The organism is Amycolatopsis sp. NPDC004378 (genome assembly GCF_053602455.1).
In genome coordinates, this window is sequence record NZ_JBSGDR010000003.1 from 595285 (window position 1) to 607615 (window position 12331).

Here is a 12331-nt window from a genome sequence, read left to right on the forward strand (position 1 = left end):
GAGACGCGACTATCCCAGGAGAGCCGCCAGCCGCCTAGCCTGCTCCGCCGCCCGGCCGGACGCACCCGGCTGAACGGCGGGCGGTTCGCTCGTCGCGGCGCTCATCAGCAGCACGGCGATCAGCTCGGCCTCATACTCGTCGGTGCCCGTCGTCACGCGGGTGAGCAGGTGCGACAACGCCTGCGGCGCGAGGTCCGGGGCGAGCTGCGCGGCTTCGGACTCCGACAGCTGGCAGGCCCCGGTGTGCGCGCACAGCATGTGGGCCAGCTCGTGGGCGATGATGTGGTCCTGGTGCAGCGCCGACGTGTGCTCGACGTAGGCGATCAGGTCGTAGTCCGGGCGGGCCTGCCACGCACCGGACGGCCGCCCGGGCCGGTACTCGACCGGGACGAGGTCGATTTCCCGCCCGCGCCACGCCTCGAGGCCGTCGACCCAGGCGTTCATCGACCACGGCCGCGGCACCGGGACGGCGGCGAGCACCGTCCGGACCCGCGCCCGGGCGCCGGCCCGGAGGTCCGCCAAGCCGCGCTCGTCGATGGGTCCTCCCCGCTCACCGGGCGCCAGCCGGGTGCACCGGGGCGCGATCACGGACGAGGTCATCGTAGCCGACCGCCGGCCGTCACTCCGGCTTCCGCCGCCGGCCGTCTCGGCGACGGTTCTCGTCGTAGCCGGCCAGCTGGTCGAGCAACGCCGTCACGGTCTCGCGGTCCCGCGGCGAGAGCCGCATGGCCCGCTGGGCGAGGGTGCGCGCCTCGCTGTCACGCCAGGCCACGACGTCCTCGACCTGCTGGTCGACCTGCCCGGCGACCTGGTCGTCGAAGAAGTACGTCACCGGCACGCCGAAGAACTGCGCCAGGGCCTGGATGTGCGAGCGCTTGGGATCCTTGCGGGCGCCGACGGCGAGCTGCTGGACGTGCGTCGCCGACATCGTCACGCCGGTCTGTTCGGCCACGCCGGTCGCGATCTCCCGGTAGGAGTACGGCTTGCGGTCCGGCGGGTGCACGGTCGCGATCAACCGCGTCAGCCGTTCGGCGAAACTGCGCTCCTCGCTCACCACACACCACTCTCGGTCAGGAAACGTGACACTCGCCAGCGTAGCTGTTCCGTAAACTTGACACAGTCTGTCCCGGAAAGACTACGATACCCCCGTCTGGTGTTTCGAAAACGGGACACCGGAACCCGGGGTGGCGCAGCGGCCGCGGGGTGAAGTCACGTGGCCGCTGGGGGTGGCCACGCGCCCAGCCCCGTTCCCGCCGCGCCGCCCCCTGCTTACGGGACTCCGCCGCCGTCCTGCCTAGCGGACCCCTTCGCTGTGCCTAGCGGGTTCGACGCGCAGGCCCGCGCTGCACCCGGCGCAGGACGCCATCGCCGCCGTGGCGAGGCTTTCGGCAGTGCCGTTCGCGCGGTTGGACGGCCGGATTGTGTGATCGGGCGGGCATCTCACGTGATTACAGGGGCATCTCGCGTGATCCGAGAGGCATCTCGCGTGATTGGAGGGGCATCACGCGTGATTGGGCGGCCATCACGGGTGGTGGGTGGTTTCGCTTGGCTGTTCGGACAGGAGGCGGCGCAAGGCCGCGGGGGTCTCGCCGGTGTGGTCGCGGACTGTGCGGGTCAGGTGGGCCTGGTCGGCGAAACCCAGCTCGGCCGCCAAGGCCGCCAGACTCCGCTCCCCCGCTTCGAGGCGGTCCAGGGCGCGGCCGACGCGGACTCGGTTGCGGTAGCGCGTCAGCGAGACACCGAGTTCCTGCGGGAAAGCGCGGCTCAGCCGGTACGGCGAGACCCCCAGCAGCTCCGCGAGCGGGAACAGGCCGGCCGCCTCCGGGACGGCCGCCGCGAGCGCTTCGCGGGCCCGGGCCACCAGTGCGCCGCCGGGCCGCGGTGACGCCTGCGTGATCGCCCGGCCCACCAAGACCAGAAGCTGCTCCGCCAGGGCGTAGTCCGGGTCGGCCGCCGAGGCGACCGCGCGGCGGTGGGCGAGGTCGAGGGCGGCGTCCGCGTACACCGTCGTGCGCGTGGCTCGGTCGCCCGCCAGGTGGTGCCAGCGGTCCGCGCCGAACGTCACCGCCGTGCAGACGTCTCCGCCTGCCGGGTGGGCGAAGCTTTCCTCCTCGCCCGGTTCGGTCAGGTAGGCCATCGCCGGGTCCGCGTCCGCCACCGTTCCGCGGGCGCGGCGGCGGAACCGGCCCCGGCGCACCAGCACCATCCGGTGCGCGGTCGCCACCTCCGGCGACGACCAGCCGGTGTGGTCGTCCCGGCAGCTGACCACGCTCAGCGCGTACCCCGGGCCGGACGCGACTTCCACCGATTCACGCACGGCCCGGACGCTACGCCGGGGGTCCGACACTTTCCGCGACGACGCATGGCCAGCCAGGATCCTGGTTTCCAGCGCGTCGCCGGGCTGATCAGCTGCGGTAGACGCCGAACTCGTACAGCGAGTACCCGTACCCGGTGCCGCGCTGCGTCGCGTACATCCGCACGTACCGTGCCGTGGCCGAGATCGCCAGGTCGTCGGCGCCGCCGTCGCCGGAGGTCGTCGAGTACACCGAGCGCCAGTTCGCCGCGTCGTCGCTCACCTGGATCTCGTAGGCCTTCCCGAACGCGGCCTCCCAGACCAGCTGGACGTGGTCGAACGACTGCCGGCTGCCCAGGTCGACCTGCAGCCACTGCGGGTCGGCCCAGGCACTCGCCCAGCGCGTCGCGGTGTCGCCGTCCGTCGCGGCCTGCGGCGGGTACGGCGCGCCCGGGCCGTCGGCCTGGTAGGTCGACGCCGTCGTCGCCGCGCCGCGGGCCAGGTTCGTGCCCCGCACCGGCGGGGCGACCACGCGCAGCGAACGCGTCTCGATGCCGACGTTGCCGTGGCCGTCCCGGGAGTAGAGGTAGAGCTTCCAGACGCCCAGCTGCTGCGGCGCGGTCACGGTGAACGGGCCGGTGCCGGTGAACTGGGCCGGGACCAGCCCGGCGGCGTTGTTGATGTACTTGCTGTTGTAGCCCATGGTGTACGTGATCGGGTCACCGTCCGGATCGGACACCCCGGCCGTCAGCGTGAACGTCGAGCCGGCCGGGACGTCGGTGACGCGGCTGAGGTTCATCGACGAGATCACCGGTGGCATGTTGCCGCCCGTCTGTCCACTGTAGAGCTTGCGGACGGCGTACCAGGACAGCCGTTTCTCGTTGCCCGTGGTGATGTTGAACCAGACGCCGCCGAAGTCGCCTTCAGTGCCGTAGTGGAACAGCGTCGCGCCGAGGGCCACGCCCGGGTGGGCCAGCACGCAGTTCCACGCGGTGCCGTACCCGTCGCGCTTCTGCTGGTCGGTCGGCTCCGCCGGGACGCCGTTGACGTCGTTCGGGACCTCCCACTCGCCGGCCGGGCCGGTTTCGGTGATGATGTACGGCTTCGTGTAACCGCCGTTCAGCCAGTCCTGCTTCACCTGGCAGACCTGGGCGTAGGAGTTGACGGAGTACAGGTCGAGGCTCGGCGCGTAGGCCTTGTAGTACGGCCACGCGCCGGTCCACGCGTCGGTCGAGGTGACCGGGTGGTTCGCGTCGATGGCGTGGATCGCCTGGGCGGCTTGCTCGACGAACCGGGTGTAGGCGATCCGCTCCTGCTCGAGCTGCGTGCCGGAGTAGCAGTTCTGCATGCCGAGGATCGACTCGTTGCCGACGTTCCACATGAGCACGCCGGGGTTCGCCTTGTAGGCAGTCACCCACTTCTGGATCTCGCCGAGCATCGTGGTCTTGTAGTTCGTGTCGGTGGTGTAGTCCACGCAGCCACCGCTGCCCGGCCCGCCGCCGGGCTGCAGCCAGAAGCCCGCGACGACCTTGATCCCGTTGGCCGCGGCGGCGTCGAACAGCGGCTGGCTGGTGCCGTCGGTGCCCCAGGTGCGGACGGTGTTGACGCCGATCGAGTGCAGCTCCGGCATCCGCGTCCCGGCTTCGCTGACCGGCGGGCCCCAGGTGAGGCCCTTGACGGTCCACGGGGCGCCGTCGACCGACAGCTGCCAGTTGCCCTGGCTGCCGGTCACCTTCGTGACGCCGGGTCCGCCCGGCGTCGACGTGCCAGGGGTGCCGCTGACCTGGAACTCCCAGAGCGAGTAGCCGTAGCCGCCGACGCGGTGGGTGCCGTAGAGGCGCACGTACCGGCCGTGGCCGGTGACGGCGAGGGTCTGCGTGCCGCCGGTCGCCGTCGTCGTGCTGTACACCGTCTGCCACGACGTCGCGTTGTCCGAGACCTGGATTTCGTAGGCGGTCGCGTATGCGGCTTCCCAGTTCAGGGTGACCTGGCTGATGTCGGCGGACGCGCCGAGGTCGACCTGCAGCCACTGCGGGTCGCTCCAGGCGCTCGCCCAGCGGGTGCCGGGGTCGCCGTCGACGGCCGCGGACGCCGGGGTGCCCGCGCCTTCGGTGCTCGACGCGGTCGCCGGTCTGCCTTGGGAAAGCACGGTCGCGGCGTGCGCCGGGGACGGGCCGGCGAACAGGCCCAGCACGAGCAGGGCCACCAGCGCCGGGACGGCACGGAGGAGCGACGGTCGGTCCACGTTGACTCCCGTACGAAAGGGGACGGAGATTGGAGAGCGCTCTCCGGCGTGACCGATGGTTCGGCACGGCGCCCCGCGTTGTCAAGATTCGGGCCGTAACTCGACAATGCCTGTCCGGCGGTCGATCCGGGCGCTCCTTGACACGGCGGCGGCTCGGTGCGCATGCTGTGGGAGAGCGCTCTCCCACCCTTGGCCCCTCACCGTGGAGGACCCTTGGCACCGAAACTCGCGCTCCTCGCCTGCACCGCCGCCACCGTGCTGGCAGGCGCCTTCCTGACCGCGGCCACCTCGTCGCCCGCCGGCGCGGACAACCTGGTGACCCACCACGAATTCCAGGTCAACTGCTCCCCCAGCCACCACCAGCCGGACGACCCGATCGTCTTCCCCGGGCTGCCCGGCGCGTCGCACGACCACACGTTCCTCGGCAACAAGACCACCAACGCGGCGACCACCCTGCAGTCGCTGCAGGGCGCGGGCGTCGGCGCCACGACCTGCCTGGCGCCGGACGACCTGTCCGCGTACTGGTTCCCGACGGTCTACAACGGGAACCAGGTCGTGCTGCCGAACTTCGCCCAGGTCGTCTACTACAAGTCCGGCATCCTCGACTACACGAAGGTCGTGCCGTTCCCGCCCGGCCTGCGCTACGTCGCCGGCAGCGTCACGGCGACCCGGGACGAGTTCCAGCACGCGCCCGGCGCCATCGAGGGCTGGGAGTGCGGGGACAGCTTCCACAACTGGGACATCCCCGTGCACTGCGTCGACGGCAGCCAGCTCAACATCCGTTACCAGGCCCCGAGCTGCTGGGACGGCGTTCACCTCGACTCGGCCGATCACAAGAGCCACATGGCGTACCCCGACCGGGCCACGCTGACGTGCCCGGCCGACCACCCGGTGGCGGTGCCGATGCTCGAGTTCAAGATGGCGTTCCCGGTCAGCGGCGACATGTCCGGTGTCCACCTGGCCAGCGGACGCGGGTACTCGTGGCACTACGACTTCTTCAACGCGTGGGACCCCGAGACGCTGGCGGCGCTGGTGACGCACTGCATCAACGGCGGCCTGCAGTGCGACCCGCGCGGGTTCGACCTCTACAAGCCGGACCGCGGCACCGTGCTCGGGCCGAACTACCGGCTGCCCGGCCGTCCGTGAGGCGGCTGCTCCTGGGGGCGGTGGTGGCGCTGACCACGGGCGGGTGCGCCACCGCCGTCCCCCCTCCGGCGTCGCCGTTCAACCCGACGGACGTGGCGTGGCTGCAGCTGGTCGTGCCGATGACGGAGAACGCGGTCTCGGCGGCCCGCCTGGCGCCGGAGCACACGGCCAATGCCGCGATCCGCACGGCCGCCGGCTCGGTCGCGGCGCCGTCCGAACGGCTGCTGGCCCGGTTGAAGGCGGCGCGCGACCGGGCCGGGCTCCCGGCCGCCGACGTCCACAGTGGACACCACATGCCCGGGATGGTCACTTCGGCCGATCTCGTGGCGCTGCGGACCGGGACCGGCCCGGAGTTCGACCAGCGGCTGATCGCGCTGTTGCGGGCGCACGCGGCGCAGCTGGTCGTGCTCGCGAAGGGCGAGCAGACCTCGGGCGCGGACGCCGAGACGAAGCGGCTCGCCGGTGACGTCGGCGCCGAAGGTACCCGGCAGGAGCAGGTGCTCGCGAAAGCGGGTTGAGCACGAAGACGACGGCCCCGCCCGGGGCCGTGGAGGCCACCGACCCCACAGGGTGGCCGGGCCGGCGCCGTCGAGGCCACCACCCCACGTGGTGGCCTCGACGGCCGTTACCGGCTCCGCCCGCCGGTAGCTCAGTAGGTGACGGTCACCGGGCCCCGCCCGGCGTGCGCCGTCACCGTCAGCGTGTTCGTCGCCGCGTCCCACCGCCACGCCGACGACGGTGCCCAGCCGTCCCCGACCCGGACCTGGGCGGGCGCCGACGTCACGCCGAGGAACTTCACCGTCCACTCCCGCGACGCGACCTGGGACCGGCCCTCGCACGGAGACACCGTCACCGTGTGCGCTCCGCGCCGCTCGGTGTAGGTGATCCGGGTCGTCGAGCTGTGCTTCGACGACGAGCCGTCGTCCTCGTACAGCGAGAACGAGCCCGGCGCGCCCGGCGCGACCGTCACCGTCGCCCGGTCGAGCGGGTTCTGGACGTCGTTCGCGACGTCCGCCGTCCGGGTCACGGTGATGCCGCCCGCGCGCACGAACACCGGCATGGTGCCGAGGTCCGACGTCACCTGCTGGGTGGACCCGCCGGTGTAGGTCTTGCCGGAGAAGTAGTCCGTCCACTGGCCCGGCGGGAACCAGACCGGCGTCGTCGCCGACGTCCCGGGGGACGTCACCGGCGCCACCAGCATGTCCGGCCCGTAGAAGTACTCGCTCGACGCCGCCGCGTAGGCCGCCGGGTCGTCCGGGTACTCGACGTAGGTCGGCCGGACCACCGGGACACCGGTCGTCGCCGCCTGCTGGGCCAGCGTGTAGGTGTAGGGGACGAGGTTCTCGCGCAGGTTGAGGAACTTCGTCGCCGACGCCTTCGCCGCGTCACCGTACTGCCAGGGCAGCCGGTCGCTGTGGTTGCTGTGCAGCCGGTCGATCGGCTGGAACGTGCCGAGCTGCACCCAGCGCGCGTACATGTCGTCGGGCAGCTTGGCCGTCTGGTGCTGCTGCCCGCCCGAGGTGTAGGTCTCGCTGCCGCGCAGGCCGGTCGTGTCGTTGTGGCCGCCGATGTCGTGGCTGATCGCCGACAGGCCGGTCGCGGCCGACTCGGCCGGGGTGATGCCGACCTCCATCCGCAGCGTGCCCCACGTCGACGACGTGTCGCCGGTGAAGTGGACGGTGCTGCGCTTGTCCGCCCACGGTCCCGTCGACAGGCCCACCGGGCCGCCGTAGCCGCCCGCCTGCAGCGAGCCGTACGCCCGCGACGTCACGAAGCCCCGCTCGATCGCCGGCGCGGACAGGTCGGCGTACTTCTGGTTGATGAACGAGTCCGGCGTGACGCCCTGCAGGCTGGACTTCGAGCCGTCGCAGCACCAGTCGAGCCACCAGAAGTCGTTGCCCTGGCCGGTCATCTGGCCGTGCAGGTCGAGGTACGCCTTGAGCTGGTCGGGGTCGCCCCAGTCGAAGACGTAGCAATCGGTGCCGCAGTTCGACTTCGCCAGCTTGCCCTTCGCCGTCGCCTGCGCGCGGGCGAACTGCGGGTCCGAACCCATGATGCTCGGGTGGATGTTCAGGGTGTTGTGCAGCCCCTGGGAGTGCGACCAGGCGAAGAACGCGGCCGGGTCGGGGAACTTGGCCGTGTCGAACTGCCAGCCGTTCCAGGTGTCCGGCGCCTTGAAGTCGGTGTCGGTCACGAGGACGTCCAGCGGCACGCCTTCGCTGCGGAAGCGCGGCAGGATCTTGTCGCGGTAGTCGGCCGCGGTGCGGTCGATGTACTCGGAGTACCAGACGCCGTAGGCCCAGCGCGGCAGCAGCTCCGACGGCCCGGTCAGGGTCGCGAGGTCGCGCAGGCCGGCCTTGTAGTCGTGGCCGAAGGTGAAGACGTAGCCGTCCTGGTACGGGTTCCCGCCGTGCGACGGCCGCTGCGTGACGGCTTCGGTCCGCGTGTCGTAGAGCGCGGACGGGCTGTCGTCGAGCAGGTACCAGCCGTCCTGGTGCAGGAGCCCTTCGGTGAGCGACGGCGTCCCGTTGTCGCCGTTGACCCCGTCGAGGCCGCGGCGGTACCCGCCGAGCGTCAGGTGCGGCTGCGGCGCCGCGGCACCGGTCCTGGTGACCGCGACGGTGTCGAGGTTGACGTGGCAGCTGGCGTCGTCGGGGCAGCCGAGGACGACGTCGTTCGTGCCCGCCTTGAGGTCGACCGGGACCGACGCGGCACCCCACGTGTTCCAGTCGGCGGTGACCGGCAGGCTCAGGGTGCGGGTGACGCCGTTGGCGGCGGCCGTCGCGGTCCGGGTCTGGTGCAGGCCGTCGCCGCCGGTGCCGTTCGCGTACCGGACGTCCAGCTGGTAGGTGCCGGCGGCCGGGACCTCGACGACGCGGTGGGTCAGCGACGAGCCGCGGTTGAGCTCGGCGACGAACCCGCGGCCGGCGTACCCGGTGTGGCCGGTCGCCACGATCGCAGTCCCCGCGCGGAGCCCGGCTTCCGCCTCGCAGCTGACATCCAGGGCGCAGCCGGTGAACGCGCGGGCCGACGCGGGCGGGAACGGCGCGCCGGCGGCGAGCACCGCGAGCGCGTCGATGTTGACGTTGCCGGAGTCGCTCGCGGTCCGCTCGAGACGGACGCTGTGGCGGCCGGCGCCGAGGGTGACCGGGACCGAGGCGACGGCCCAGCTGTTCCAGTCAGCCGTGGCGGGCAGGGTCAGCTTCTGCGCGGTGCCGCCGTCGACCGACACGCTCAGGGTGCGGGTGACGTGCTGGCCGTCGCCGCCCTGGCCGTTGGCGAACCGGACGGTCACGGCGTAGGTGCCGGCGGTGGCGGCGCTGACGTCGGCGGTGGCCGAGGTGCCGGTGCTCTCGAAGCCCGCGAGGAAGCCCTCGCCGGTGTAGCCGGTGTGGTCGGTGGCGATGCCCAGCCCGTCGGCGGTCAGGTCCTCGGCCTCGCACAGCGAGCCGACCGCGCAGGTCAGGTGGTGCCACGGCGCGGCGGTCACCGGGGTCGCGCCGGCGTTCGCGCGGATCTGGAGGTTCCCGGCGTCGAACGGGCCGGAGTCCAGCTTGTAGGTCAGGGTGGTCGCGCTGGTGCGGATGGTCAGCACGCCGTTCGCCGTCGTCGACGTGAACGGCGGAGGCGTGAACGAGCCGCGGCCGATGGCGTTGAAGGTGGCGGCGTCGGTGAAGTGGCCGTCACCGGCGTACTCGGTGCGGATCAACGTCGGGGACAGGACTTGGAAACGCGCGTTCCCGGCCGTGACGGCCGCGCGCGCGGGCCCGGCGGCGGCCGGGGCGGCACTCACGGCGGCCGCGGCGACGGCCAGGACGCTCACCAGGTGGAGGGATTTCGCTGTTCTCGTCCGCACGGCGGAACTCCGTTCCGGTCAGGGGACCCGGCAGTTTTACAACGTTGGAAAAGCCGGTTCCGATCTGAGCACAGGCGACGGGCCGATGTCCAGACCAGTGAGCGGAACTGTCCGGACAGGCCGGGCTCTTTGCCCGGCAGGCCACGCACAAGGACGCCTCCAGCGCGTTCGATGCGCTGAAGGCGTCCTCGGCCGGATCGGGGTGGAGCCCGGCCCTACTTCACCGCGATGTAGTAGTCGCGGCCGAGGTTCGACTGCGTGCCGTCGGCGGTCCGGCTGTAGACCTCGATGGGGTAGAACCCCGACGCGCCGGGGGTGAAGGTGAAGCTCGCCCGGCCGTCGGCCCCTGCCGGGACGACGGTCGGGTTGTCCCAGTCCCAGTAGAGGTAGTAGACGTACTCGACCACACCCGGCGTGCGCGGGGTCAGGGTGAAGACGCCGGCGACGCCGGGGCCTCCGCTGCTCACGGAGTCCGGGTAGTCGGTGCTCGCCACCAGCGGCGCGTCACTGGCCGTGTAGGTCGTGCTCGCGATGCCGGACGTCAGCCCCGCGCCGGTCGTGCTCCACACCTTGAGCGTGTGGGAACCCAGGTTCGCCGTGACGATGTCCGCGGACGCGGTTCCGTCGGCCGAGGCCGCGACGGTGGTCTCGGGCCCGTTGTCGACCAGGTAGGTGTAGGAGACGACATCGGGTATCCCGGGCGAGAAGCGGACCTCGGCCGGGACTCCGACGCCGGTCTCCCGGGGCGCGGTGACCCGGGGCTCGGTCGACTGCACGTAGAAGTGGTGGACGTGCTGAGGCGACCGGTTGCCCGCGCCGTCGACGCTCGCCACGTAGAGATCGTTGGGGCCGGACGCCTGCGGCGTGTAGGAAACCTTCGCCGATCCGCCGGGGTGGTCCGCCGCCACGAAGGTGCCCGCCGGATCGGTGGTGCCGTAGGAGAACCCGACGACCGCGTCGTCGCCGTGGGCGTCGAAGGTGAACGAACCCGGGATGCCGGCCCCGGGGTGCCACGCCCCGTCGTCGGGGTACTCGGCCGAAGTCACGGTCGGCTCGGCGATCGCGGTGGCGGCGCTCGCCTGGGCCGGCACGGCGATCGACGCCAGCACCCCGGTGACCACGAGCACGGTGAATCTCTGACGAACTCTCATGCGAATCCCCCCAAGAGTGCAGCAAGCTGTCCGCTCAAGCTAAGCACAATCCCCTGCGGGAGCGCCGGGAATTTGATCCCGGCGCACAACCCGCTCAGGCCGAGTCGCGGACCACCAGCTCCGGGTCGAAGATCACCGACTCCGCGCGCAGCGACGGGTCGGCCATGCGGTCGAGGACCATCCGGGCCATAGCCGCGCCCATCTCCTCGACCGGCTGGCGGATCGTCGTGAGCCGGGGCCGGCAGCTCAGCGCCACCCGGCTGTCGTCGAAGCCGACCACGGCGACGTCGTCCGGGACGCGCCGGCCCGCTTCCCGCAGCACGGTCAGCGCGCCGTACGCCATCAGGTCGTTGGCCACGAACAGGCCGTCCAGCGCGGGTTCTTCGGCCAGGAGGCGGTCCATCGCGCGTTCGCCGCCGTGCTCGGTGAAGTCGCCCTCGGCGACCGCCACGTACGCGTGGCCGTGGCGGGCCATCGCGTCGCGGAAGCCCGCCAGCCGGTCCTGGCCCGCGGGGGTGCCCGCCGGGCCCGCGATCGTCGCGACCCGCCGGCAGCCGCGCGAGACGAGCCGGTCGGCCGCCAGCCGGGCGCCGTCCTGGTGGGCGACGTCGACGTAGCAGACCGGGGCCGGGCGGCCCGGGCGCGCGAACAGGGCCGTCGGGACGCCCGCGTCGGTCAGCGTGCGCGGCAACGGGTCTTCGGCCGGGTGCAGCGAGATCAGCAGCACCCCGCTCACCTGCTCCTGCCGCAGCTTCGGCACGAGCTTCGCGCGTTCCTCGTCGCTGTCGACGAGCATCAGCAGCGGGTGCAGCCCCCGCGGGCGCAGGTGCGCGACGACGCCCTCGACCACCCGGCCGAAGAACGGGTCGCCGAACACGCCGCCGGTGAACGCTTCGACGTGCCGCTCGGGCTCCGACACCACCAGTGCCACCGCGCCCGTGCGGCGGGTGACCAGCGAGCGGGCCGCGCGGTTCGGGACGTACCCGGTGGCCGCGATCGCGCGCTCGACGGTCTCCCGGAGCTTCGGGTCGACGTTGCGCACGCTGTTGACCACGCGGGACACGGTGGCCCGGGAGACGCCGGCGACCCGCGCGACGTCCTCCAGGGTCGGCGGCTGCGTCGTCACCCGTCCTTTGTAGCACGCTGTGAGAGCGCTCTCCCAGCACCGCGCCGATGACAAATGTCATGGATGGCCGCTGAGTGACGGCACTGCCGCCAGAAGCCCCCTCGCGACGAGCATTTCCGGCATGACAACGACTCGAACCGAACCCGCCGGCTTCCGGCCCGTGCTGCTGCTGACCGGCGGTTACGCCGCGCTTTCCGTGCTGACCCTCGTCGCGATCGTCCTGTTCCGGAACAACCACGCCATGGTGACCGACGCGGTCTGGGTGCGCGCCACGATCGTCGTCGCCAGCTCGCTGCTGACGTTCGCCTTCGCCCGCAGCGCGGCCCGCGGGTCGCGCAAGGGCCTGCTGCGGCTGCGGATCGTCGCCGCCGTGATGCTCGTGGCGATCGCCGTCATCGTCGTCCTGCCCGGGCTGTTCCCGGTGTGGCTGCGCGTCGAGCAGGCCGTCTGCGGGCTGCTCCTGCTCGGCGTCACCGTGCTGGTCAACAGCAAGCGGCTGCGGGCCCGGTAGCGT

The 12331-nt window shown here is 72.1% G+C and carries 10 protein-coding genes; 3 read left to right on the top strand and 7 right to left on the bottom strand.

Features of this window, described 5'->3' with window-relative positions:
• Positions 1–9: 9 nt before the first annotated feature.
• From ACWEN0_RS14390 to ACWEN0_RS14405, 4 genes are all read right to left on the bottom strand, one after another.
• Positions 10–600 carry a hypothetical protein gene (locus ACWEN0_RS14390; RefSeq protein WP_451973066.1) on the bottom strand — a complete coding sequence of 197 codons (591 nt, stop codon included), beginning with the start codon at positions 598–600 and terminating at the stop codon, positions 10–12.
• A 19-nt stretch (positions 601–619) separates the two neighbouring features.
• Positions 620–1054 carry an XRE family transcriptional regulator gene (locus ACWEN0_RS14395; protein ID WP_451973068.1) on the bottom strand — a complete coding sequence of 145 codons (435 nt, stop codon included), beginning with the start codon at positions 1052–1054 and terminating at the stop codon, positions 620–622.
• 468 nt (positions 1055–1522) lie between these two features.
• Positions 1523–2347 carry a helix-turn-helix domain-containing protein gene (locus tag ACWEN0_RS14400; protein WP_451973070.1) on the bottom strand — a complete coding sequence of 275 codons (825 nt, stop codon included), beginning with the start codon at positions 2345–2347 and terminating at the stop codon, positions 1523–1525.
• A 58-nt stretch (positions 2348–2405) separates the two neighbouring features.
• A complete protein-coding gene (locus ACWEN0_RS14405) occupies positions 2406–4538 on the bottom strand; it encodes a discoidin domain-containing protein (RefSeq protein WP_451973072.1) in 2133 nt (710 codons plus the stop codon).
• A gap of 213 nt (positions 4539–4751) precedes the next feature.
• On the opposite strand from ACWEN0_RS14405, the gene ACWEN0_RS14410 reads away from it, so the two are divergent.
• Together ACWEN0_RS14410 and ACWEN0_RS14415 are read left to right on the top strand one after the other, a co-directional pair.
• The gene (locus ACWEN0_RS14410; RefSeq protein ID WP_451973074.1) at positions 4752–5684 is read left to right on the top strand and encodes a DUF1996 domain-containing protein; all 933 of its coding nucleotides are present in this window, start codon (positions 4752–4754) and stop codon (positions 5682–5684) included.
• Positions 5681–6202 carry a DUF305 domain-containing protein gene (locus tag ACWEN0_RS14415; RefSeq protein WP_451973076.1) on the top strand — a complete coding sequence of 174 codons (522 nt, stop codon included), beginning with the start codon at positions 5681–5683 and terminating at the stop codon, positions 6200–6202. Before ACWEN0_RS14410 ends, ACWEN0_RS14415 begins: the two co-directional genes overlap by 4 nt.
• A 131-nt stretch (positions 6203–6333) precedes the next feature.
• Here ACWEN0_RS14415 and ACWEN0_RS14420 read toward each other — a convergent pair whose 3' ends face one another.
• The 3 genes from ACWEN0_RS14420 to ACWEN0_RS14430 form a co-directional block, all read right to left on the bottom strand.
• Positions 6334–9540 carry a TIM-barrel domain-containing protein gene (locus tag ACWEN0_RS14420; RefSeq protein ID WP_451973078.1) on the bottom strand — a complete coding sequence of 1069 codons (3207 nt, stop codon included), beginning with the start codon at positions 9538–9540 and terminating at the stop codon, positions 6334–6336.
• A 215-nt stretch (positions 9541–9755) separates the two neighbouring features.
• On the bottom strand, positions 9756–10691 hold the full coding sequence (locus ACWEN0_RS14425; RefSeq protein WP_451973080.1) for a hypothetical protein: 936 nt from the start codon (positions 10689–10691) through the stop codon (positions 9756–9758).
• A gap of 94 nt (positions 10692–10785) precedes the next feature.
• On the bottom strand, positions 10786–11817 hold the full coding sequence (locus ACWEN0_RS14430) for a LacI family DNA-binding transcriptional regulator (RefSeq protein WP_451973082.1): 1032 nt from the start codon (positions 11815–11817) through the stop codon (positions 10786–10788).
• A gap of 121 nt (positions 11818–11938) precedes the next feature.
• Between ACWEN0_RS14430 and ACWEN0_RS14435 the strand changes: the two genes are divergently transcribed.
• Positions 11939–12328 (top strand): hypothetical protein, encoded by a 390-nt coding sequence (locus tag ACWEN0_RS14435; protein ID WP_451973084.1) that lies wholly within the window; start codon positions 11939–11941, stop codon positions 12326–12328.
• Positions 12329–12331: the final 3 nt, after the last annotated feature.

Coding starts and splice junctions, on each gene's coding strand:
- ACWEN0_RS14390 (WP_451973066.1), bottom strand. CDS start 600: ATGACCTCGTCCGTGATCGCGCCCCGGTGCACCCGGCTGGCGCCCGGT.
- ACWEN0_RS14425 (WP_451973080.1), bottom strand. CDS start 10,691: ATGAGAGTTCGTCAGAGATTCACCGTGCTCGTGGTCACCGGGGTGCTG.
- ACWEN0_RS14435 (WP_451973084.1), top strand. CDS start 11,939: ATGACAACGACTCGAACCGAACCCGCCGGCTTCCGGCCCGTGCTGCTG.